The 22,783-nt window shown below is 73.3% G+C and carries 20 protein-coding genes; 9 read left to right on the plus strand and 11 right to left on the minus strand.

Annotated features, from left to right (window positions below):
* Positions 1-60: 60 nt before the first annotated feature.
* Positions 61-2,034 (minus strand): Xaa-Pro dipeptidyl-peptidase, encoded by a 1,974-nt coding sequence (locus ABT299_RS27985; protein WP_500252528.1) that lies wholly within the window; start codon positions 2,032-2,034, stop codon positions 61-63.
* A 222-nt stretch (positions 2,035-2,256) separates the two neighbouring features.
* Here ABT299_RS27985 and ABT299_RS27990 point away from each other — a divergent pair, with 222 nt between their 5' ends.
* Positions 2,257-2,448: a DUF4236 domain-containing protein gene (locus ABT299_RS27990; protein ID WP_190857340.1), complete on the plus strand. Its 192-nt coding sequence runs from the start codon at positions 2,257-2,259 to the stop codon at positions 2,446-2,448.
* On the opposite strand, the gene leuA is transcribed toward ABT299_RS27990, so the two are convergent.
* Positions 2,445-4,130: a 2-isopropylmalate synthase gene (leuA, locus tag ABT299_RS27995; RefSeq protein ID WP_500252537.1), complete on the minus strand. Its 1,686-nt coding sequence runs from the start codon at positions 4,128-4,130 to the stop codon at positions 2,445-2,447. The genes ABT299_RS27990 and leuA overlap by 4 nt on opposite strands.
* Positions 4,131-4,435: 305 nt before the next feature.
* Here leuA and ABT299_RS28000 point away from each other — a divergent pair, with 305 nt between their 5' ends.
* On the plus strand, positions 4,436-5,131 hold the full coding sequence (locus ABT299_RS28000; protein ID WP_190857338.1) for a FadR/GntR family transcriptional regulator: 696 nt from the start codon (positions 4,436-4,438) through the stop codon (positions 5,129-5,131).
* Here ABT299_RS28000 and ABT299_RS28005 read toward each other — a convergent pair.
* Positions 5,106-7,505 (minus strand): HelD family protein, encoded by a 2,400-nt coding sequence (locus tag ABT299_RS28005; RefSeq protein WP_500252529.1) that lies wholly within the window; start codon positions 7,503-7,505, stop codon positions 5,106-5,108. The genes ABT299_RS28000 and ABT299_RS28005 overlap by 26 nt on opposite strands.
* Before the next feature lie 212 nt (positions 7,506-7,717).
* Here ABT299_RS28005 and ABT299_RS28010 point away from each other — a divergent pair, with 212 nt between their 5' ends.
* Positions 7,718-9,391, plus strand: coding sequence for an alkaline phosphatase D family protein (locus tag ABT299_RS28010; protein WP_500252530.1), 1,674 nt, complete (start codon positions 7,718-7,720; stop codon positions 9,389-9,391).
* A gap of 42 nt (positions 9,392-9,433) precedes the next feature.
* On the opposite strand, the gene ABT299_RS28015 is transcribed toward ABT299_RS28010, so the two are convergent.
* Positions 9,434-10,525: an ATP-dependent DNA ligase gene (locus ABT299_RS28015; protein ID WP_387023884.1), complete on the minus strand. Its 1,092-nt coding sequence runs from the start codon at positions 10,523-10,525 to the stop codon at positions 9,434-9,436.
* 64 nt (positions 10,526-10,589) lie between these two features.
* Between ABT299_RS28015 and ABT299_RS28020 the strand changes: the two genes are divergently transcribed.
* The gene (locus tag ABT299_RS28020; RefSeq protein WP_500252531.1) at positions 10,590-11,291 is read left to right on the plus strand and encodes a dihydrofolate reductase family protein; all 702 of its coding nucleotides are present in this window, start codon (positions 10,590-10,592) and stop codon (positions 11,289-11,291) included.
* On the opposite strand, the gene ABT299_RS28025 is transcribed toward ABT299_RS28020, so the two are convergent.
* A complete protein-coding gene (locus ABT299_RS28025; RefSeq protein WP_387023880.1) occupies positions 11,273-11,995 on the minus strand; it encodes a pyrimidine reductase family protein in 723 nt (240 codons plus the stop codon). The two genes, ABT299_RS28020 and ABT299_RS28025, sit on opposite strands and share 19 nt — an antisense overlap.
* A 154-nt stretch (positions 11,996-12,149) precedes the next feature.
* Here ABT299_RS28025 and ABT299_RS28030 point away from each other — a divergent pair, with 154 nt between their 5' ends.
* The gene (locus ABT299_RS28030) at positions 12,150-12,551 is read left to right on the plus strand and encodes a hypothetical protein (RefSeq protein WP_387023878.1); all 402 of its coding nucleotides are present in this window, start codon (positions 12,150-12,152) and stop codon (positions 12,549-12,551) included.
* Positions 12,552-12,616: 65 nt separating this feature from the next.
* Here ABT299_RS28030 and glgX read toward each other — a convergent pair whose 3' ends face one another.
* From glgX to ABT299_RS28050, 4 genes are all read right to left on the minus strand, one after another.
* The gene (glgX, locus tag ABT299_RS28035; protein ID WP_190857321.1) at positions 12,617-14,707 is read right to left on the minus strand and encodes a glycogen debranching protein GlgX; all 2,091 of its coding nucleotides are present in this window, start codon (positions 14,705-14,707) and stop codon (positions 12,617-12,619) included.
* A gap of 107 nt (positions 14,708-14,814) precedes the next feature.
* Positions 14,815-15,345 (minus strand): GNAT family N-acetyltransferase, encoded by a 531-nt coding sequence (locus tag ABT299_RS28040; protein ID WP_433151306.1) that lies wholly within the window; start codon positions 15,343-15,345, stop codon positions 14,815-14,817.
* Between the two features lie 116 nt (positions 15,346-15,461).
* The gene (locus ABT299_RS28045) at positions 15,462-16,025 is read right to left on the minus strand and encodes a DUF4262 domain-containing protein (RefSeq protein ID WP_190857317.1); all 564 of its coding nucleotides are present in this window, start codon (positions 16,023-16,025) and stop codon (positions 15,462-15,464) included.
* A gap of 75 nt (positions 16,026-16,100) precedes the next feature.
* Positions 16,101-17,849, minus strand: a complete 1,749-nt coding sequence (locus ABT299_RS28050; protein ID WP_500252532.1) for a CocE/NonD family hydrolase — start codon at positions 17,847-17,849, stop codon at positions 16,101-16,103.
* Between the two features lie 325 nt (positions 17,850-18,174).
* Here ABT299_RS28050 and ABT299_RS28055 point away from each other — a divergent pair, with 325 nt between their 5' ends.
* Positions 18,175-18,498: a histone-like nucleoid-structuring protein Lsr2 gene (locus tag ABT299_RS28055; RefSeq protein ID WP_190857313.1), complete on the plus strand. Its 324-nt coding sequence runs from the start codon at positions 18,175-18,177 to the stop codon at positions 18,496-18,498.
* A 305-nt stretch (positions 18,499-18,803) separates the two neighbouring features.
* Positions 18,804-19,157 carry a Sec-independent protein translocase subunit TatA gene (gene tatA, locus ABT299_RS28060; RefSeq protein WP_500252533.1) on the plus strand — a complete coding sequence of 118 codons (354 nt, stop codon included), beginning with the start codon at positions 18,804-18,806 and terminating at the stop codon, positions 19,155-19,157.
* Positions 19,158-19,219: 62 nt separating this feature from the next.
* Here tatA and ABT299_RS28065 read toward each other — a convergent pair whose 3' ends face one another.
* Positions 19,220-19,681, minus strand: a complete 462-nt coding sequence (locus tag ABT299_RS28065) for a CBS domain-containing protein (protein ID WP_190857311.1) — start codon at positions 19,679-19,681, stop codon at positions 19,220-19,222.
* Between the two features lie 181 nt (positions 19,682-19,862).
* Between ABT299_RS28065 and ABT299_RS28070 the strand changes: the two genes are divergently transcribed.
* Positions 19,863-21,143: an ArsB/NhaD family transporter gene (locus ABT299_RS28070; protein WP_500252534.1), complete on the plus strand. Its 1,281-nt coding sequence runs from the start codon at positions 19,863-19,865 to the stop codon at positions 21,141-21,143.
* Here the strand turns inward: ABT299_RS28070 and ABT299_RS28075 are convergent.
* The gene (locus ABT299_RS28075; RefSeq protein ID WP_190857307.1) at positions 21,097-21,792 is read right to left on the minus strand and encodes a phosphatase PAP2 family protein; all 696 of its coding nucleotides are present in this window, start codon (positions 21,790-21,792) and stop codon (positions 21,097-21,099) included. The two genes, ABT299_RS28070 and ABT299_RS28075, sit on opposite strands and share 47 nt — an antisense overlap.
* Before the next feature lie 143 nt (positions 21,793-21,935).
* Here ABT299_RS28075 and ABT299_RS28080 point away from each other — a divergent pair, with 143 nt between their 5' ends.
* Positions 21,936-22,628, plus strand: a complete 693-nt coding sequence (locus tag ABT299_RS28080; protein ID WP_500252535.1) for an RNA polymerase sigma factor — start codon at positions 21,936-21,938, stop codon at positions 22,626-22,628.
* The last annotated feature ends 155 nt before the right edge of the window (positions 22,629-22,783 follow it).

Genomic DNA, 22,783 nt, shown 5'->3' on the forward strand with positions numbered 1-22,783 from the left:
CGAGGCCGCCGCGCCCGGGGTGCGGGTGCGGCGGCCTCACCGGTCCGGAGATGGGGCGGATCAGTACAGCGTGCGGTCCTGGCGCGGCAGGGTCACGTTGGACGGCCCGTGCCAGGTGGTCTTCGGCGCGGGGACGTCCAGCGCGCTCGCCCCGTCCTGCCCGGCGACGACCGGGAAGCGGATCGAGCTGGCCGACAGGTCGACCGTGACCGTCGCGCCGGTCGGCGTCTCGGTGTTGTTGTCGGCGTCGGTCCCGGCCAGCACCAGCGCGAGGCGGTGGCCCTTCTTGAGCATGTACTCCTGGCTGAGTGTCTGCCAGCGAATGCCGTAGTACTTGCCGGGCGTGACCGGCTTCGGGTCGCTCAGGGACGAGGCGTTCTGCACGTCCAGCCAGCCGCGCCCGACCACGTTCACGTCCGAGGTGACCGTGGCGACCTTGGTCTGCTTGTAGCAGGCGTCGTCGCCCGGTGCGCTCTCGCCGTGGCAGTCCTCGGTGGTCAGGGTCGTGATGCCCGAGCCGTCGCCGAGGTAGTCGACGCGGGTGTCGGTGCCGTAGTCGACGAGCAGCGCAGTCACGTTCGAGGTCGGCCTGTCGAGCTTGACCGACAGCCGCACGTCCGGGGTGCCGGACAGCCGTCCCGTCTGCTGCAGCGGGCCCGACGTGAACGCGAGCCGGAACGGCTTCGCGGTCGTCGGGTCCGAGACCATGTCGCCCTCGGTGTAGCCGAGGTCCTGCGGGCCGGCGGCGTCGGTGAACGACGCGGTCGTGCCCGTCGCGGCGCGGCGGTCACCGAGCGAGCCGTCCGCGCCGGGCCGCAGGACGGTGGTCCGCGCGCCCTTCGCCGGCCAGTCCGACTGGGTGATCCACTGGTCCGGGCCCACCTCGATGTCGGCGCGCGGCTGCTTCAGCACGTCGTTGGGGACCTTCATCAGCTCGTGGTCGAACCACTTGTGCAGCGTGTTCACCCAGTCGTCGCGGCGGATGTCGAACGGGTCGACGTGGCCGCGCTGGTGCAGCCACACCTTCCGGGTGACGCCGCGCTGCGCGAGCGCCTGCCACCACTGCGCGAACTGGTTGTCCTTGACGTTCAGGTCGTTGACGCCGTGGACGGCGAAGATGCTCGCGTGGACGGCGCCGACGTGCGTGACGGTCCCGCGCAGGTAGTTCGTCGTCTTCCAGTAGGCGTTGTAGTTCCCGGTCGCGTCGTCCTCGCCCTCGTCGAGACCGGCGTTGACCGCGGCGCACTTCTCGGGCGGGTCGGTGTCGACGACGTCGGCGAGGCCGGGCTGCTCGTCCGTCCAGTACTTCACGCCGTTCATGCGGCTGTAGTCGTACCAGCTGCTGATCGCGGAGATCGGGACGATCGTGTCGAGCCCCCGCACGCCCGTCGCGGCGACGCCGTTGGCGAGCGTCCCGTCGTACGACTTGCCGATCATGCCGGTGTGGCCGGTCGTCCAGGTCGCCTTGACCGGGGTGCCGTCCGCCTTGAACGCCTTGGCGCGGCCGTTGAGCCAGTCGACGACGGCCTTGCCGCCGAGGACGTCGGACGGGCCGCCGCTGACCGGGCAGCCGTCCGAGCGGGTCGTCCCGTCCATGTCCACCGCGAGGAACGCGTAGCCGCGCGGGACGAAGTAGTTGTCGTAGAACAGCGGGAACTTCACCGGGTTCCCGTTGGCGTCGTAGGTCTTCTTCTCGCTCTCGTTGCCGCGCCCGACGTTGTCGTAGTACGGGCTCTCGTCCATGATGACCGGCACCTTGAGGCCCTGCTCGGTCTCCTTGGGCCGGATGATGTCGACATTGATGCGGTCCGGCTTGCCGTCCCGGTCGCTGTCGACGCTCGACTGTACGTACACGTGCTCGCGGATCGCGTCCTTGTAGGAGAAGACCGGCTGCGTGACGCCGTCCTTCACCACGATCTTGGGGACGGTCCGGGCCATGGCCGTCGCGCCGCCGCCGGCGACGGCGACCGCCGCGCCGGTGAGCACGGCGAGCGCCGCCGTCCGCCGGGTCCGTCTCAGGGATCGCCTGGCCAACCCGCACCTCCGTATGAGCGGATGATCTCTACGGGGGCACAGGCTCCTCGCGGAGCGGCGCCGCGTAAAGGGCGCCGCTCCGGCGAACTCCGGCCGGATTTGGGCACGAATTGCTCTTGCGTCCCGGGAGCCGGACGAGAGGGACCGTCCCTAATGCGGATCCCGGACGGTCCGGACAGGGGCCGGACGTTTCCGGCCCACCGGCCGGGCATCCTGCCGATCATGGGTTGGAGTTACCGGAAATCGCTACGCAAGGGGCCTTTCCGCCTCAACTTCTCGAAGAGGGGCGTCGGGCACAGTGTCGGGGTTCGCGGCGCCCGGTACAGCCGGTCGGCCGACGGGCGCCGCGAGATGACGTTCCGCATCCCCGGGACGGGCCTGTCCTGGCGGCGCCCGCTCCGGCGCCGCGACTAGCCGGCCTTGGCGCGGTTCACGGCCGACAGCACCGCCTGCACGGACGCGGTGAGGACGGACGTGTCGCGCCCGGCGCCCCAGCTCGCCACGCCGTCGACGCGGCACTCGGCGTAGGCGACCGCGGGGGAGTCGTGGCCTGATTCGGTCGCGTGCTCGGTGTACTGCAGCACGTCCACCTTCACGCCCGCGGCCGCCAGCGCGTCGGCGAGCGCCGCCAGGGGGCCGTTTCCGGACCCGGTGTACTCCTCCTCGCGGCCGTCCACGCGCAGCACGCCGGTGAAGTCGTGCCGGCCGGGGCCGGTGTGGGACGTCCGCCATCCGGTGAGCGCGACCGGGCCCGCCCGGTCGACGTACTCGGCGCGGAACAGCTCCCACAGCTCGGCGGCGGTGATCTCCTCGCCGCTGCCGTCCGTCGCCTGCTGGACGACCCGCGAGAACTCGATCTGCAGGCGGCGCGGCAGCTCCAGGCCGTACCCGGTGCGCAGCAGGTACGCGATGCCGCCCTTGCCCGACTGGCTGTTCACCCGGATGACCGCCTCGTAGCCGCGCCCCACGTCGGCCGGGTCGATCGGCAGGTACGGCACCTCCCAGGGCGCCTCCTCCGCCGGGACGCCCAGCTCCGCCGCCCGCGCGGCGTGGTGCGCCATCCCCTTGGAGATCGCGTCCTGGTGGGTGCCGGAGAACGCGGTGTACACCAGGTCGCCGCCGTACGGGTGCCGCTCGTGGACGGGCAGCCGGTTGCAGTGCTCCACCGTGCGCCGGATCTCGTCGATGTCGGCGAAGTCCACGCGGGGGTCGACGCCCTGCGCGTGCAGGTTCAGCGCGAGCGTGACCAGGTCGACGTTCCCGGTCCGCTCGCCGTTGCCGAACAGGCAGCCCTCGACCCGCTGCGCGCCGGCCAGCACCGCCAGCTCCGCGCACGCCACGCCCGTCCCGCGGTCGTTGTGCGGGTGCACCGACAGGATCACCGCGTCCCGCCGGGCCACGTTCCGGTGCATGAACTCGATCTGGTCGGCGTACACGTTCGGCGTCGCGATCTCCACGGTCGCCGGCAGGTTCAGCACGACCGGGCGGTCCGGGGAGGCGTCCCACAGCTCCGTGACCGCGTCGCATACCTCCAGCGCGTACTCCGGCTCGGTGAAGTTGAACGTCTCGGGCGAGAACTCGAACCGCACGCCCGGGCGGTCCCCGGCGAGCCGCGCGACGTCCGCCGCCCCGTCCAGGATCAGCCCGCGGACCCCGTCGCGGTCCTGCCGCAGCACCACGTCGCGCCACGCCGGCCCGGTGGCGGTGTACAGGTGGACGACCGCGCGCGGCATGCCCTCGATGGACGCGAACGTCCGCTCGATCAGGTCGCGGCGCGCGGGCGTGAACACCACGGGCGTCACGTCGTCGGGGACGGCGCCCGACGTCGCCAGGTGCCGGACGAAGTCGAAGTCGGTCCGGCTCGCCGACGGGTAGCCGACCTCGATCTCCTTGAACCCCATCGTCACGAAGAGGTCGAACATGCGGCGCTTGCGGGCCGGGTCCATCGGCTCGGCCAGCGCCTGGTTGCCGTCGCGCAGGTCGACCGGCACCCACAGCGGCGCCTGCTCGATCCGCCGCGACGGCCAGGTCCGCTCGATCTCGGGCACGGGCGACGGCACCCGGTCGTGGACGGACCGGTAGCGGTGCGACGGCATGGCGCTGCCGCGCTGCGGGTTCCAGAAGGGCGCGCCGTCGGCCAGGGGGCCGGACGGGGTGCGCAGCGTGGGGAAGGCGGTCCTGGTGGGCTCGTTCATGGCGGTCTCCTCGCCGTTGCCGGACGACCGGCAGCACCTGACCCCGCGGCGGGGTGCCGGTCGGATCAGGCCCCGCCGCGGCGGCCGAGAAGGAGGGCCTGCCACGCCATGCCGGTCACTCTAGCCACACCTCAGCTCCTCAGACAAGCTGAGCGGTACGCGGGAGGCGCTAGCGTAGGACGCCCGCCCGGAAAGGACACCACCGCATGCCGCTCGGCCCGCTCCGCCGCAGCCCGCTCGTCGAGCAGGCCGCCCAGCGGCTCCGCGACCAGATCACCGACGGCTCCTGGCCGGTCGGCACCCGGCTCCCCGGCGAGACCACGCTCGCCAGGGAGCTCGGCGTCGGCCGCTCCACCGTCCGCGAGGCGCTGCGCGCCCTCGCCGGGGCCGGCCTCGTCCAGGCCCGGCAGGGCGCCGGTGTCTTCGTCACCGCCACCGAACCGGACGAGGACTTCGCCGCCCGGCTCCGCCGCGCCTCCGTCACCGATGTCTACGAGATCCGGATGATGATCGAGGTCCGCGCCGCCGAGCTGGCCGCCGAGCGCCGCACCGACGCCGACCTCGCCGCGCTCGACGCCGCCCTCGCCGCCCGCGACGAGGCGTTCGCCGGCCCGTCCCTGGAGGACTTCCTGGACGCCGACATCGCCCTGCACGCCGCCGTGATCGCCGCCGCGCACAACCCCGTCCTGGTCGACCTGCACGCCGAGTTCGTCCCGGTGCTGCGCGCCGGCCTCCTCGACCTGGTCGCCCTGGTCGACGTCCGGGCGTCCGACGAGGCGCACGGCCGCGCCGCGCACGCCGCCCTCGTCGAGGCGATCCGCGCCGGCGACCCCGCCGCCGCCGGCCGCGTCATCACCGCCGAGCTGACCGAGACCCTCACCCGGCTGCGAGGCTCCCGCTGAGCAGCGGCGGCAGGTCGCCGTCGTGCACGATCGTCAGGCGGCGGGTCGGGCGGGTGAGGGCCACGTAGAGGTCCTGGCCGCCCTTCGGGGACTCGGCGAGGATCCCCGCCGGGTCGACGACGATGACCGAGTCGAACTCCAGGCCCTTGGCCTCCTCGGCGGTCAGCACGACCGAGGGGGAGTCGAGGGCCTCGGGCGTGGCGCCGACCGCGGCGTCCGGCAGGACGGCGCGGACCCGCGCGTGCCGGGCCGCCGACGTGATCATCGCGAGGCGGCCCTCCGCGCCGTCGCCGAACCCGGCCAGCTCCTCGGCGACGAGCCCGGGCAGCCCGTCGACGGGCAGCTCGACCGCGCGGGGCGGCGGCCCGTCGTCGCGGACGGACTCGGGCGGCGTCTGGTCCGGGGCGACGGACGCCAGGACCTCGGACGCGACCCGCATGATGGCGGCGGGCGTGCGGTAGTTCACCATCAGCCGCTGCTCCCGCCAGCGGCCCGGGACGTACCGGTCGAGCATCTGCCCCCAGGACGCGGCGCCCGCCGCGCTGCCGGTCTGCGCGATGTCGCCGACGACGGTCAGGGAACGGGTCGGGACGCGGCGCATCACCGTCCGCCAGGCCATCTCCGACAGCTCCTGCGCCTCGTCGACGATGACGTGGCCGTAGGCCCACTGGCGATCGGCCATGGCGCGCTGCGCGGTGGTGAGGGGCGGGCCGCCGTCGCCGTGGCGTTCGGCCAGCTCGCTCGCGGAGATCAGGTCCTCGATGGGGATCATGTCGGTGCCGCCGGTCGTCTGCATGACCTCCGCGGCGTAGCGGGCCTCCTCGGCGCGGGCCGCGTCGGCGGCGCGGCGGCGGGCGCGCTCGGCGGAGTCGTCCTTGCCGAGCAGCTCGGCGGCCTCGTCGAGGAGCGGGACGTCCGAGACCGTCCAGGGCGCGCTGGCGGGGCGGCGCAGGAGGGCCGCTTCGGCGGGGTCCAGGCCGGCCGCGGCGGCGACGCGGTCGAGGCGCTCCGGGTCGGAGTACAGGTCGGACAGGAGCCGCTCGGGGGTCAGCTCCGGCCACAGCGCGTCGATCGCCCCGCGGACGGCGGGGTCGTGCCAGAGCGCCTCCTTGGCCAGGCGCAGGTCCGTCTCGTCCAGCAGCGGCTCGTCGGCGGACTCGTCGATCAGCTCCTGGAGCCAGCCGGGCAGCTGGCCGGACCTGGTCAGCTCGTCGAGCGGCTCGTCCATGATCCGGTCGTACTGCTCGGCCCGGTCGTAGGCGAGGGCCTCCAGCAGGTCGTGGACGAACCGCCGCCGCTGCACGTTGTGCGGCAGCCGCAGGCCGCGGGCGGCGTCCCGGACGGCCGCGCACTTCTCTGCGTCCACGCGCAGGGTCAGGCCGTCGTACTCGACGCGCAGGCCGTCCGGCGGGGCGCACTGCCGGTCGGCGACGGCGGCCTCGACGAACCGGACCATCCGCTCGGAGCCCTTCACGACGGCGACGGCGGGCTCGTCAGCCGCGGTCGCCTTCAGCCCCGGGTGCAGCTCGCCGACCGTGGCGAGGACGACGTCGGTCTCGCCGAGACCGGGGAGGACCTGCTCGATGTAGCGCAGGAACGTCGCGTTCGGGCCGACGATGAGCACGCCGCGCCGTTCCAGCACGTCGCGGTGCGTGTAGAGGAGGTAGGCGGCGCGGTGCAGCGCGGCGACCGTCTTGCCGGTGCCGGGACCGCCCTGCACGACGAGCACGCCCTGCAGCGCCGACCGGATGACCTGGTCCTGCTCCTCCTGGATGGTCGCGACGACGTCGCTCATCCGGCCCGTGCGGCCGCGGCGGAGGGTGGCCAGCAGCGCCGCCTCGCCGACGAGCCCGCGGCGCTCGGCCTCGTCCAGCCCCTCCAGGTCGAACACCTCGTCGTCCAGCCGGACGACCTCGCGGTGCCGCAGGTGCAGGTGGCGGCGGCGCGCGACCGTCCCGGGCGCCCCCGGGGACGCGGTGTAGAACGGGCGCGCCGCCGCCGCGCGCCAGTCGATCAGCATCGGCTCGTGCTCGGCGTCGCGCAGCCCGATCCGGCCGATGTAGAAGGTGTCGCCGGGGCCGTCGGCATCGGCGACGTGGTCGACGCGGCCGAAGCAGAGCCCCTCCTCGACCCCGTTCAGCCGGGCCAGCCGCCGCGCGGCCTCCTCCGTCACGACGGCGCTCTCCACCCGGGCCTGCAGCACGCTCCCGCCGCCCGCCGCCGGACCCTGCCGCAGCGCCGCCTCGGCCCTGCTCCGCTCCTCGTCCAGCCGCCCGTACAGGCGGTTCACGTACTCCTGCTCGGTGCGCACGGCGGCCTGCCGGGCGGCTTCCGCGCCGGCGGGCTTGACAGATTCGGCTTGACGGAGTCCCATGCCTCGGCTACACTCCTATTCATAGGATGCGGTTTGTTGTGCGCAGTTCGTAAGTCGCCAGCGTAGCACCGCCTGCCCGCGCTCGCCCGCGGGACGCAAAAGATCATCTCTGTTGCGGTGGACGTCATCCGCGCGGTGCCCCACGGTCATCGGCCGCGATGAGGCTTTCCGGCGATCACCCCGGACAACCTCCGAAAGGTCACCGCCCCCCCATGGCCGAACTCGCACGCCCCCTGAGCAGGAGATCCTTCCTCGTCGCCGGCGGCCTGACGGCCGGCGTCCTCGCCGCCCCCGGCATCGCCCAGGCCGCCCCCCGGCTGCGGACCGCGGCGCCCGGCGACCCGTTCACCCTCGGCGTCGCCTCCGGCGACCCCGCCCCCGACGGCTTCGTCCTGTGGACGCGGCTCGCCCTCGACCCGCACGCCGACGACGGGCTCGGCGGCATGCCGTCCACGCCCGTCCAGGTGAAGTGGGAGGTCGCAGCCGACGAGCGGTTCAAGCGGATCGAACGGCGCGGCATCGCCACCGCCCGCCCCGAGGCGGCCCACTCCGTCCACGTCGAGCTGAAGGGCCTGCGGCACGGCCGCGACTACTGGTACCGCTTCCGCACCGGGAACCACGTCTCACCCGTCGGCCGCGCCCTCACCTCCCCGCGCGCCGACTCGTTCGGCCCCGCCCTCACGATGGCCTTCGTCTCGTGCGCCCAGTACGAGCACGGCTACTTCACCTCCTACCGGCGGCTCGCCGAGGACCACCCCGACCTGGTCCTGCACCTCGGCGACTACCAGTACGAGTACAAGAAGGGCGTGTACGTCGCGTCCGGCGGCAACGTCCGCGACCACGACGGCCCCGAGACCGTCACGCTGGCGAACTACCGGCAGCGGCACGCCCAGTACAAGGCCGACACCGACCTGCAGGCCGCGCACGCCGCCGCGCCGTGGCTCGTCGTCTTCGACGACCACGAGGTCGAGAACAACTGGGCCGGCTACATCCCCGAGGAAGGCTCCGACACCCCGACCTACGAGGCGTTCCGCGCCCGCCGCGCCGCCGCGTTCCAGGCGTACTACGAGAACATGCCGCTGCGCCGCTCCTCGATCCCGCACGGCCCCGACATGCAGATCTACCGGCGGGTCCGCTGGGGCAAACTGGCCACCTTCCACATGCTCGACACCCGCCAGTTCCGCGACGACCAGGGCTGCGGCGACGGCTACAAGGACTGCCCCGAGGCCGCCGACCCCGAGCGCAGCATCACCGGCGCCGCGCAGGAGAAGTGGCTGATCGACGGGTTCCGCAAGTCGGCCGCCCGCTGGGACGTCCTCGGCCAGCAGGTCTTCTTCGCCCAGCGCGACAACACCGCCGGACCCGTCAAGAAGACCTCCATGGACGCCTGGGACGGCTACGTCGCCTCCCGCGACCGCATCACCAAGGGCTGGGTGGACGCCGGCGTCCGCAACCCCGTCGTGCTCACCGGCGACGTCCACGCGCACTGGGCGAGCGACCTCAAGGCGGACTACGACGACCCCGACTCGGCGACGGTCGGCTCGGAGCTGGTGTGCTCGTCCATCAGCACCACCGGCGACGGCGCCGACTCCGACCCCGCGAGCCAGCCCTTCCTGGCGATCAACCCGCACCTGAAGTTCTACAACAACCAGCGTGGGTACGTGCTGACGAGGATCGGCAAGGAGGAGATGAAGGCCGACTTCCGGACGGTCGCGTCCGTCCGGACGCCGGGCTCCCCGGTGTCGACCAAGGCGACGTTCGTCATCGAGGACCGCGTCCCCGGCGTCAAGCAGACCTACCTGCGCCCCTACGCCGCATCGAAGACGGCCGCGAAGTCGGACCGGTCCCTCATCGACCAGACCATCCGCAACGAGACCCAGCCCTGACCCGGAACCCGCCCCTGACCCGGAACCCGCCCCGCCCCCGCGTCACCGATCGGCGCGGGGGCTGGTGGCGGGGCCGCTGAGGATGTCGTCGAGGTCGTAGGCCACCGGCACCTCGAGCTGCTCATAAGTGCAGGACCGGGGAGTGCGGTCGGGGCGCCAGTTGCGGAACCGGGCCGTGTGCCGGAACCGGCTGCCCTCCATCGCCTCGTACGCCACCTCGACCACCAGCTCCGGACGCAGCGCCACCCAGCTCAGGTCCTTCTTGCCGGTCCAGCGGGAGACGGCGCCGGGCATGCGGTCGGCGGTCGCCTCGTCCTGCCGCGCCCACTCCGCCCACGGATGGCCGGAGAGGTCCTCCATCCGGTAGGGCTGGAGCTCCTCGACCAGCTCGGCGCGGCGCTTCATGGTGAACGAGGCCGCCACGCCGACGTGCTGCAGGTTGCCCTCGGAGTTGTACAGGCCGAGCAGCAGCGACCCGACGATCGGCCCGGACTTGTGCCAGCGGAAGCCGGCCACCACGCAGTCGCACGTGCGCTCGTGCTTGACCTTGAACAGCACCCGCTTGTCGGGCTGGTACTCGGTGTCGCGCGGCTTGGCGATCACGCCGTCGAGCCCGGCGCCCTCGAACTCCTCGAACCAGCGCAGCGCCAGCTCGTAGGAGTCGGACGCGGGCGTCACGTGGATCGGCGCCTTCGCCCCCGCCAGGGTCTCGACCAGCCGGCGGCGGCGCTCGCCGAGCGGCGTCTCCATCAGCGACTCGTCGCCGAGGGCCAGCAGGTCGAACGCGATGAACGAGGCGGGCGTCTCCTCCGACAGCAGCTTGATCCGCGACGCGGCCGGATGGATGCGCTGCTGCAGGGTGTCGAAGTCGAGGCGGGTGCCGCGCGGCACGACGATCTCGCCGTCCACCACGCACCGCTCGGGCAGCTCCCGCTTCACCGCCTCGACCACCTCGGGGAAGTACCGGGTCAGCGGCTTCTCGCCGCGGCTCGACAGCTCCACCTCGTCGCCGTCGCGGAAGACGATGCAGCGGAAGCCGTCCCATTTCGGCTCGTAGAGCAGGTCGCCCTGGGGCATGGTCTTGACGGCCTTGGCCAGCATCGGCGGCAGCGGCGGGCTGATCGGCAGGTCCATGCCCCCCATCTTGCGCCCCGGCACCGACAGAACGGAGCATCGGGGGCTCGGTAACCTGCAGGTCATGCGCCGTCTGCTGCCCGGACCCACCGCCGAGGACATCGACCCGTACGAGGCGTACGGCGACGCCCCCGCGCTGCGGCTCGGCATGGTGATGAGCGCCGACGGGTCGGTCACCGACGCCGAGGGCTGGACCGACGGCATCGGCGGCGCCGCCGACTTCCGGGTGTTCCGGACGCTCCGGGCGCTCGCCGGCGCGATCCTCGTGGGTGCCGCCACCGCCCGCACCGGGCGGCTCGGCCCCGCCCGCCTACGCCCGGACCTGCGCGCGCGCCGGGGCGGCCCGCCCGCGCCCATCGCCGTGGTGAGCCGCTCCCTCGATCTCGACTGGACGCTCCCGCTGTTCACCGAAGCGGAGACACCGACGATCGTGGTGACGACAGAGCGCGCGCGGGACGCCGTCCCGTCCGGGATCCCGGTGGTCGCGGCAGGGGACGACGACGTCGACCTCCCCGAGGCCCTGCGCGTCCTGCGCGAGGACCTCGGCCACGAGCACCTGCTCTGCGAGGGCGGTCCGGCACTGGCCACCGCGCTCATCCGGGCGTCACTGGTGGACGAGCTGTGCCTCAACATCGCGCCCGCGCTCCTCGGCAGCCCGCGCCACACGCGCCTCCTCGGCGTCCTCGACGCCGAGGTCCCCGTCGAGCCGGTGGCCGTCCACCTGGACGAGGGCGTCCTGTTCGTCCGCTACCGGCTGCGCGCGTAGCGCAGGAACAGGAAGTCGTCCTCCTCCAGCGCGTGCCCGAGCCGGAACTCCGCAGGGACGGGGAACGGCGGGCCGTTCAGGATCCGCGCCGGGTGCCCGGCGAGCAGCATCGGGCTGAGCGTCAGGCACAGCTCGTCCAGCAGCCCGGCCTCCACGACCTGCGCCAGCACCCAGGGGCCGCCCTCGCACAGCAGCCGGTGGAACCCGCGCGCCGCCAGCTCGCGGACGGCGACCGTGAAGTCGAGCGCTTCGTCGCCGGCGACGATGACGTCCGCGCGCTCCTTCGCCGCCCGCAGCCGCGCCGGATCGGCGGCCGCGGCGGTGAGCACGATCGTCGGGACGGCCGCCTCGGTGAACAGGGGCGCGTCGAAGTCCAGGTCGAGGGTGCGGGAGACGACCGCGAGCGGCGGCACCGGCGGCCGGCCGTCGCGCACCGAGCCCCAGCTCTCGCGCGCCTTGACCGGCCCGTACCCCTCGGCGCGGACCGTCCCGGCGCCCACGATCACGGCGTCGGCGAGCCCGCGCAGCAGCAGGAACAGCTCCTGGTCGGCGGCGTTGCCGAGGCCGCCGCTGCGCTCGTCGCGCTGCGCCGCCCCGTCCAGGCTGGCGACCATGTTGGCGCGCAGCCACGTCCCGCCGCCCGGCGGGTAGGCGTAGCGCTCGATGAGGTCGACGGGCTCGGAGGACGGCGTCAGGGTGCGCATAGAAGTCACAAGTTACTGCACCCGCAGGACAGGCCGATCTGACCGTTCTGCTCACTCAGCGTACGGCAATATGCACGAATCCGTCATGGCGCGGCGATCGGCACGCGACACTTGGTGCGGGGACACCGTAGAACTGCACCGAAAGGAGCGGGGGGTGGAGTTCGCCGCACTCGTCGCGTGGGTCCTCGCCGCCACGGCCGGCGGCTACCTGCTGATCAAATGGCTGACGAGCGGAGGCCGGGGCACGAAGGTCACCCGGTTCCCGGTCCTGGTGGTCATCGGGCATCCGCTGGCCGCCGCCGTCGGCCTCTGCGTCTGGATCGGCTACCTGGCGACCGGCCGCGCCGCGTTCGCCTGGGTCGCGTTCGCCGCGCTGCTGGTCGTGATCCTCCAGGGGTTCATGCTGCTGACGCGCTGGCTCGTCGGGGGCGGCGGCCGGCACGCGCGCGGCCGCGACCAGACGTTCCCGGCCGCCGCCGTCGCCTTCCACGGCCTGATCGCGGTCACCACGTTCGTCCTGGTCTTCCTCACCGCCATGGAGGTGAGTCGAACCTGAGGCAGTGGAACCGAACTTGAGGCAGCGGAACCGGACCCGGCCCCCGCGGGCGCGCCTGCGGAGTGTCAGCCCCTGCGCAGCACCGTGAGGGAGCGGTCCGGGACGGAGACCTCGTCGCGGGCCTTGACGCGGGGCCGCTCCCCGGCCCCGGCCGGGTCGGCGGTGTCGAGGACGAACTCCCAGCGCTCGCCGTACTCCGCGCCGGGCAGGGTGAACTCGACGGCGTCGGACCCGGCGTTGACCAGCAGCAGGAACGAGTCGTCGCGGACGCGGCGGCCCCGCGGGTCGGGCTCGGTGATGGCGTCGCCGTTGAGGAACACGCCCAGCGACTTGGCGAAGCCGACGTTCCAGTCCTCGTCGGTCATGCTCTCGCCGGCGGGCGTCAGCCAGGCGATGTCGGCGGCGGCGCCCGTCCCGGTGCCGGTGAAGAAGCGGCGGCGCCGGAACACCGGATGGTCGTGGCGGAGCCGCGACACGATCCGGATGAACTCCATGTCGCCGGGCTCGTCCCAGTGCACCCACGCCAGCTCGTTGTCCTGGCAGTAGGCGTTGTTGTTGCCCCGCTGGGTGCGGCCCAGTTCGTCGCCATGCAGCAGCATCGGGACGCCCTGCGACAGGAACAGCGTGGCGAGGAAGTTGCGGCGCTGGCGGGCCCGCAGGTCCAGCACGCCGGGGTCGCGGGTCGGGCCCTCTTGCCCGCAGTTCCAGGACCGGTTGTCGTCGGTGCCGTCGCGGTTGGACTCGCCGTTGGCCTCGTTGTGCTTGTGGTCGTAGGAGACGAGGTCGGTCAGCGTGAACCCGTCGTGGCAGGTCACGAAGTTGATGGACGCGAACGGCCGCCGCGCGCTGTGCTCGTACAGGTCCGACGACCCGGTCAGCCGGGACGCGAACTCCGGCATCGTCGCGTACGAGCCGCGCCAGAAGTCGCGGACGGTGTCGCGGTACTTGCCGTTCCACTCCGTCCACAGCGGCGGGAAGTTGCCGACCTGGTAGCCGCCCTCGCCGACGTCCCACGGCTCGGCGATCAGCTTGACCTGGGAGACGACGGGGTCCTGCTGGACGAGGTCGAAGAACGCGGCGAGCCGGTCGACGTCGTGCAGCTCGCGGGCGAGCGCGGAGGCGAGGTCGAACCGGAACCCGTCGACGTGCATCTCCAGGATCCAGTAGCGCAGCGAGTCCATGATGAGCTGCAGCGCGTGCGGGTTGCGGACGTTGAGGGAGTTGCCGCAGCCGGTGTAGTCGAGGTGGTAGCGCTTGTCGTCGTCGCGGAGCCGGTAGTAGGACGCGTTGTCGATGCCGCGGAACGACAGCGTCGGGCCGAGGTGGTCGCCCTCCGCGGTGTGGTTGTAGACGACGTCCAGGATGACCTCGATGCCCGCCTCGTGCAGGGCGCGGACCATCGCCTTGAACTCCAGTACCTGCTCGCCGGCCTGCCCGGACGAGCTGTAGGAGTTGTGCGGGGCGAAGAACCCGATCGTGTTGTAGCCCCAGTAGTTGTCCAGTCCGCGCGCCACGAGCGCGTGCTCGGGGATCGACTGGTGCACCGGCATCAGCTCGACGGCCGTCACGCCGAGGTCGACCAGGTGGTCGATCATCACCGGGTGCCCGAGGCCCGCGTAGGTGCCGCGCTGCTCCTCCGGGACGCCCGGGTGCAGCTTCGTCAGCCCCTTGACGTGCGCCTCGTAGATCACGCTCTCGTGGTACGGGACGCGCGGCGGCCGGTCGTCCCCCCAGTCGAAGAACGGGTTCACGACGACGTTCTTCGGCATGTACGGGGCGCTGTCGTCCTCGTTCAGCGCGTCGGGGTCGTCGAACCGGTAGGAGAACAGCGACTCGTGCCAGCGGACGCCGCCCTCGACGGCCTTGCCGTACGGGTCGAGCAGCAGCTTCGCGGGATTGCAGCGGTCCCCGTCGCGGGGGCTGAACGGGCCGTGCACCCGGTAGCCGTAGCGCTGCCCGGGGCCGACGCCGGGCAGGTACCCGTGCCAGACGAACCCGTCCACCTCGGGCAGGTCGCGCCGGGTCTCGGTCCCGTCGGCGTCGAACAGGCACAGCTCGACCCGCCGGGCCACCTCCGAGAACAGCGCGAAGTTCGTGCCGGTGCCGTCCCAGGTGGCGCCCAGCGGGTACGGATCCCCGGGCCAGACCTCCCGCATGTGCTCCCTCTCGTCGACCGACCGATGCCGCCTGCCCCGCAGCGCGTTCCCCGTCGATTCTGGACTACTCGCGCCTTGCCCGCCCGCCACGGCGCGATATCAGAGTGTCACGGAGGCGGGTCCGCGCGGGGAAGGCGCCAGATCGTCTCGCCGTCGGCGGTCTCGCCGGTGGGGCGCAGCCCGAGGCGGGACGCGACGGACGCCGAGGCCCGGTTGGCGGGGTGGATCGCGGCGGTGAGCACCGCGATGCCGTGCCCGGTGAGCCAGCCGGCCAGCGCGCGGGCGGCCTCGGTGGCGAAGCCGAACCCCTGGTAGGGCATGCCGATCACCCAGGCGAGCGCGGCCTGCGGCCCGCCGGGCGCGGGCGTGACGGTCGCCTGGACGTAGCCGACGGCCTGCCCGTCGCGGGCGCGGCGGACGATCCAGTTGAGCCAGTACTCCTGGTGGAAGGGGGCGGGCCCGGCGACGAGGTGCTCGTAGCGGGCGCGGAGCTCGTCGAGGGTGAGGGGCTCGCCGCCGATGTAGGCGTGCAGGCGCGGGTCGTCCAGGACGGGGGCCATCTCGTCGGCGTGGTGGACCGCCAGCGGCTCCAGGACGAGGCGCTGGGTCCGGATGGTCTCGGCGATCGGCCCGTACACCCGCCGATCGTATGCCCTGCCCGCCCTGCGCACCGCTCGTCGCGGGCACTGCTCGTCGTGCGCCCTTCCCGTGGTGCCCGCACTGTCCGTGGTGTCGCACTGCCCGGCGCGGCCGGTCAGCCGTGGCCGGCGGTGTGGCGGCGCGTCCAGGCTCCGGCGGGATGCTGGGTGGGGGCGAGCCACAGCCACGGCTGGGAGTGCCGGAACGGCAGGTCGGTGCCGGGCTGCCAGGGGAACAGGCCCTCGGCGTTGGGCCAGACGACCTGGAGGAACGGCAGCGGCGGCCGGCGGTAGAAGGCGACCGCGCCGCGGAACAGGCCCTCGTACCAGCGCGGGTCGACGGCGCGGAACGCGGCGGTCTGGCCGCGGACGGCGCCCTCGCGGCGCTCGCCGTCGGCGGGCGCCCGGCCCTCCGCCGCCTCCCGGCCGAGGGCGTTGAGCACCTCCTCGGTCTCGTACACGTCGCCGCCGAACATCGCCAGCTCGGGCGCGCGGTGGCTGTGCCACAGCCCGATGGTGTACGCCCAGCCGGGGCCGTCGGCGTCGGGGTGGACGAGGACGACGCTCCACCCGTACTGGGTGATGTGCACGATGGTGCGGAGCTGGAAGTTGTCCAGGCGGTCGCGGTCCCCGTAGTCGCGGCAGATCACGCAGGTGCATGAGGGGCGACCGTCGGACATGCCGTCAGCTTACGATCATTTCGGCCGCCGGTCCGCCCCCGCGGGAACGGACCGGCGACGGTCCCCGCTACGCGCTCACCGCAGCGTGGGCAGGGTGAGCACGCCGGGGTCGGCGGGCCCGGTCCGGACGGTGACCGGCAGGACGCCGCGGTTGCCCAGGTAGGACAGGTCGCTGGAGGCGATCGCGACGCGCAGCCGGTGGCCCTTGGCGAACCGGTGCACGATCGACGGCAGCGCGACCGTCAGCGGCCTGCGGACGTCGGCGACCCGCACGGGGGAGACGAGCCGGTGGACGAGCGAGACGGAGCCGTCCGGCGCGACGTCGTACAGCTTGGCGAACAGGATGAGGCGCCCGTTGACGCCGGACTTCTGCGACCGCACGGCGGCGGGGGAGTCCAGCCGGACCGTGAGGGCGGGGGAGCCGACGACGTCGGTGTCGGCGGCGAGCGGGGCGCCGGTCCAGGCGACGGCGGTGCCGGGGGCGTCGGCGGGCGGGACGTCGTCCAGGCCGAGCGCGCCCTGCACGGCGGAGACCTCGGAGAACGACGTCGGGATCCAGGGCAGGTTGGCGTAGCTGGCGGCGCCCTCGGCGACGGCCTTGCGGTCGGTGACGAGCCTGTCCTTGCCGGAGAGGTAGAGCGTCCTGTTCCGCGCGGCCGCGGTGCCGTAGGCGGGCGCGGCGTTGCCCTGGTAGTTCACCCAGGGGCGGAAGTAGGTGAACGCCGGGCCGGTGCCGGTGGTGCGGCCCATGAGGTAGTGGTCGAACCAGGCGGCGACGCGCTGCCCGGTGTAGCTGCCGGTGACGTCGGCGAGGTCGCCGTCGCCGGGGACCTTGCCGCCGCTGTGCCCGGACGACTGCCAGATCATCTTCACCGGGGTGCGCTGCGCGGTGAGCTGCTCGTAGGTGGCCGTGGCCTCCTGGAGGTCGAAGAGGCTGTCGGTCTCGCCCTGGACGATCAGCGTCGGCACCTTGATCTTCGGCATGTAGGACGCGACGGACGCGGCCTTCATGTACGCCATGCTCGCCTGCTGCGGCACGCCGAAGACCAGGCTCTCGCCGACGGCCTGGCACAGGATCGTCGGGAAGTTCGGGCAGCCGAGCAGCCGTCCGGGGTCGGCCTTGCCGTTGGTGAGCCCGGCGGACACGCCCTCGCCGAAGAACCCGAGCGCCCAGACCAGCTTGGTGACGCCGGGGTCGGTGCTCGGCCTCCCGTCGACGACCTGGTTGTTCGGGGCGAGCGAGTAGCGCAGGTCGCGCCAGGTGATCATCGGGACGATGGTGTCGATCCGGCGGTCGACGCCGGCCGCGGCGAACTGGATCTGGCCGCCGTAGGAGCCGCCGACCATGCCGACGCGCGGGTCGCCGGCCCGGTCCAGCCTGACGGCGTCGAGCCGCGTCCCGTCCTTGGCGGCCTTCTTCCCGGCCAGATAGTCGACGAGCCCGCTCGCCGCGGCGCCGTCCCAGTCGGGGTGGTCGAGCGTGATGCGGCAGCCGCTGCCGCCGAATCCGAGTCCGGAATAGGACAGGACCGCGTATCCGCGCTGCGCGTAGGTCTTGCCGAGCCCGGCCTGGTCGTCCTTGGACCCGCCGAATCCGTTGGTCGTGAGGATGGCGGGCACGCGGTGCGCGGCGGACGCCCCGGATGGCAGGTACAGGTCGCCGACCACGTCGCAGTGCTGGTCGTGCTTCGGCCCGACCGCGACGTCGAAATGCAGTGTCCTCACCGTGTAGGCATCGGCCGCGTGGGCCGGGAGGGCGCTCACGCCGCCCGCCGCGATGAGCGCGGCGGCGGAGGTGGACAGGAGGGCGCGACGGCGCGGCATGGGGCGGCTCCGGGACCGGGGGAACAGGGGGCTGATCTTTACTACCGTCTGGTAAGGCAGCTGTCCAGATATGAACGTGAACTTTCTTCGGACGCGTCTTGGGGGGCGGCGTCCGGGGGCGCGGCGGGCCTGGGCCGCGTCCCGAGGGTCAGGCGCGCTTGGTGTCCCGCTGACCCGGACGACGGATTCGGCGCCCCGGCCATGCGCGCGCATGACGAAATCCTCACCCGTTGAGGAAATACATTAATCGGGGTTCCGCCAATACCGCGGCCGCCGAGCATCTACTATTCTTCGAACTGAGCAATAAACGGAACGGAGATGGCTCATGGCGCAGAAGGTCCAGGTCTCACTGGTGGACGACCTCGATGGCGGCGCGGCGGTGGAAACGGTGTCCTTCGCCCTTGACGGCAGGGCGTACGAGATCGACCTGAATAAGAAGAACGCGGCGAAGTTGCGCAAGGTCATCGCGCCCTACCGGGACAGCGCCCGCAAGGTCCGCCCGGCCGGCCGCAAGACCGCGACGCGCACCGCGAGCACCCGCGAGCGCAGCGCGGAGATCCGCGACTGGGCCAGGTCGGCGGGTATCCCGGTCAACGACCGGGGCCGCATCCCGGCGAACGTCGTCCAGCAGTACGAGGCCGCTCACTGAGCACTCTTCCCGGCCGCCGGACAGCCTGCCGGAGACGGTCCCGACGCCTTTCCGGCGACCCTGTCCCGGAACGGTTTCCCTGGATGACCGGCCGTCTTAGGAAGTGCCGCCGCGCACTCCCTCGGCCCGGGAAGTGACGACCGCCGCATTGCCCGCCGAAGGGCCGGTCCGCCGGCCATCGGGGCGAACAATACGGCGGCGGCATGAGCGGGCGACCCGCCCGCCCGGCACGGGGCCCGCAGCGCGCGGGCCGGTGCGCCCGCGTCCGAGCGCGGCCGCCCGCTGATCGTTGCGCGGTTGCGCGAATGGGTGAGAGTACGCTGGACGCGCACCGGGACAAAGGGGAGGCGCTGATGGGCGAGTTCTCGCCGTCGCACTGGCTGATCGTCGGCATCGTGGTGGTGCTGCTCTTCGGCTCCAAGAGGCTGCCGGACGCGGCCAGGGCGCTCGGCAGGTCGATGCGCATCCTCAAGTCCGAGACGCAGGGCCTGCGCGACGACACGGCCCCCGCCGCGGACACGGCCCCGGACGCCTTCGTGCCGGACGCGATCCAGCGCGCCGAGCCGGACACCGCCCAGGACAAGCGCGACCTCGCCGCCCGCCTCCGCGAGGAGGCCGCCCGCATCGAGAGCGCCGCCCCGGCCGCCAAGACCACCTGACCGGCGCCGCCCTCCGCTCCACCTGCGCCCCGCCCCCGGGGCGCCGGCGCGGTGAGCGCCGCTCAGGCGGGCGGCAGGACGCGGGTGAGCAGGTCGGCGACCGTGATCGCGCCGATCATGGGCGCGTCGGTGCTGCGCGGATCGCCGGAGACCGCGACGACCGGGCTGCGCGCGGCGGCCATCACGCTGGCGATCTCCATGACGGTCGCGTCGGCGTCCACCACGGGCGGCGGCGTCCGGTTCGCGGGCAGCAGGTCGGCGACGCGCTTGCCGGCGAGCCGCTCGCACAGCCGGTCGGCGTGCCCCTCGTCGTAGGCGCGGGCCAGGGCCGGGTCGTCGCGCACGTACTGCGGGATGAGCGCGCCGAGCAGCTGGGAGCCGGGAAGGACGGCCTTCGGGCGGTGCCGCTCGTCCACCACGATCAGCCCGAGCAGCCGGTGCTCGGCCAGCAGCCGGGCCGCGTCCGTCGCGCTCGTGTCGGCGGTGACGGTGGGATGGTCCACGGCGAGTTCTCCGGCGCGCACAACCCCGACCGTAGCAGGGGCGCGGCCGGCCGGCACCGCCGACGTCACCGCCGGTCGGGCGGGCGGTCGCGGCGCTCCCGCGTGGAAAACGCCCCGGAATCCCGTTAGGGTCGGTGAACGGTGTGCCGGGAAGTCTGGTCGGCGTCGTACAGCCGACCCCGAAAGACTCCCAGGAGCCGCCTTGGCCGCCGTAGCCGCAGTCACGATCTTCGTCGTCGCGTACGTGCTGATCGCGTCGGAGCGGATCCCCCGGACGGCGGTGGCGCTCGGCGGCGCCGGGCTGATGGTGCTGCTGCACGTCACCGACGCCCGCGCCGCGTTCTTCTCCGAGCGGACCGGCATCGACTGGAACGTCGTCTTCCTGCTGCTCGGCATGATGGTGATCGTCTCGGTGCTGCGGCAGACCGGGGTGTTCGAGTACGTCGCGATCTGGGCGGCGAAGCGGGCGCGCGGCAGGCCCTACCGGCTGATGGTGATGCTGGTGCTGATCACCGCGGGCGCGTCGGCGCTGCTGGACAACGTCACCACCGTGCTGCTGGTCGTGCCGGTCACCTTCCTGGTGTGCGAGCGGCTCGGCCTGGACGTCGTCCCGTACCTGATCGCCGAGGTGATGGCGTCCAACATCGGCGGCACCGCGACGCTCGTCGGGGACCCGCCCAACATCATCATCGCCAGCCGCGGCGGCCTGACGTTCAACGACTTCCTCGTCAACCTGGCGCCCCTGGTGGTCGGGCTGATCGCGGTGTTCTGCCTGCTGTGCCGGTGGCTGTTCCGGGCGGCGTTCGTCTACGACGCCGACCGGGCGGCGGAGGTGATGGCGCTGCGCGAGCGGGAGGCCATCACCGACCGGCTGCTGCTGTGGCAGGGACTGGCGGTGCTCGCCGCGGTGATCCTGGCGTTCGTCCTGCACCCCGTCCTGGACTACGAGCCGTCGGTGGTGGCGCTGCTGGGGGCGGGGCTGCTGGTCGCCGCGACGAAGGTCACCACCGAGCAGGCGCTGGCGGAGGTGGAGTGGCCGACGCTGGTGTTCTTCGCGGGGCTGTTCGTGATGGTCGGCGGGCTGGTCGAGACGGGCGTCATCGCGCACGTGGCGCGGGCGGCGGCCGACGTGACCGGCGGGGACCTCGGCGCCGCGTCGATGCTGCTGCTGTGGGCGTCGGGCCTGCTGTCGGCGATCGTGGACAACATCCCCTACGTCGCGACGATGAGCCCGATCGTCTCCGACCTCGTCCAGCAGCACCCCGGGACCGGCGGGCACGTGCTGTGGTGGGCGCTGGCGCTCGGCTCCGACCTCGGCGGCAACGCGACCGCGATCGGCGCGAGCGCCAACGTCGTCGTGCTGGGCATCGCCGCCCGCAACGGCACCCCGATCGGCTTCTGGCGGTTCACCCGCTACGGGCTGGTCGTCACGGCCGTCACCGTGGCCCTGTGCGTCCCCTACCTGTGGCTGCGCTACCTGTGACCGGCCGCGCGCCCGCCGGTCCGGCGGCGGGCCGGGCGGCCAGCAGCGGGGACAGCGGGCCGTGCCGCAGCCGTCCGACGAGCGGCGTCGCGACGCGGCGCAGCAGCAGGGCGGCGAGGCAGGCGACCGGCACCGCGAGGACGACCGAGCCGACCACGTCGTGGGGGTAGTGGCCGCCGACGTAGACGCGGGTGAACGCCTCGAAGGCGGCGAAGACCGCGGCGATGGCGGCCAGCCGCCGGTCGAGCAGGAACAGGGCGGCGGCCGCCGCGGCGGCGGCCGTGGTGTGCCCGCTGGGGAAGGCGTAGTCGGACGGCGCCGGGCACGCCTCGACGATGAACGCGTGCGGCATCGCCCGGCACGGGCGCGGCTCCTCGACGATCTTCTTGACGACCTCGGCGGCGGCGAACGCGACGCCGACGGCGACGGGGGCGGCCAGCGCGAGGGCCATCGCCGCCGCGTCCCGGTGCCGCGCCCGCCACCAGGCGGCCAGCATCAGCACGGCGAAGACGGCGAGGCCGGCGTTGGTCCACCACTCCAGGGGGCCGTTGAGCCACCGGGTGTCGCGGGCGAGATGCGTGACGGCGGTGAAGAGCGGGCCGTCGACGCGGGAGCCGTCGAAGGCCAGGGGTGCCGGGGCGGCGGTCATCCGGGGTCATCCTGTTCGGTCGCACATGAACGTCTACAGAACTGTAGACGCTCTGGGGAGCGGACGTGTTCGATCCCGGGGGACCCAAGGGCGCGCGGCCGGGCAACAAAGGATGATCAGTCCTCGACCCGAGAGGCCCGCCCATGCCCCCGACAAGCCGGTCGTCACCGGTCCGTCCCCTCCCGGCGCCGGCCGCAGAGCCCGCCCGGCCGCCCGCCGGAGAGGCCGCCCGAGCCGTCCGGGACCCCGTCGCGGAGCCGTCCGGGGAGCCGACCGACGCGGCGCTGATCGCCGCGTCCCGGTCCGATCCCGAGCGGTTCGCCGCGCTGTTCCGCCGGCACGCCCCGGCGATCATGCGGTACACGGTGCGGCGCCTCGGCCAGGACCCGGCCGAGGACATCGTCGCCGAGACCTTCCTGGTCGCGTTCCGCCGCCGCGCCGCCTACGACGCGGAGCGCCCGGACGCGCGCCCGTGGCTCTACGGGATCGCCACCAACCTGATCCGGCGGCACCGCCGCGCCGAGGTGCGCGCGCTGCGGGCGCTCGCCCGCGGCGGCACGGACCCGGTCACCGAGCCCTTCACCGACGCCGTCGAGGACCGGGTGCACGCCGGCGCCAGCTCCCAGGCCCTCGCCGGCGCGATCGCCGCGCTGCCCGCCGCGCAGCGCGAGGTCCTGCTGCTGGTGACGTGGGCCGGGCTGACCTACGACGAGGTCGCCGAGGCGCTCGGCGTCCCGTCCGGGACCGTCCGGTCCCGGATGAACCGGATCCGCCGCAAGCTCCGCGGCGCGCTCGGCGACGCCGCCGACCCCCACCGGGAGGCCCACGATGGATGAACTGACGCTGGTGGAGCGCCTGCGCTCCGAGGTCCCCGAGGACCCGGACGTTTCCGGCGCCGAGCGCCGCTGGCGCGACCGGGCCCTGGCCGCCGGTGCGGCCGGCGGCGCGGACCCCCCCCCCCGGAGGCCCCGGCCCCCCCGGGCGCAGGAGG

Source organism: Spirillospora sp. NPDC000708 (assembly GCF_040299565.1).
Classification (GTDB): Bacteria; Actinomycetota; Actinomycetes; order Streptosporangiales; family Streptosporangiaceae; genus Spirillospora.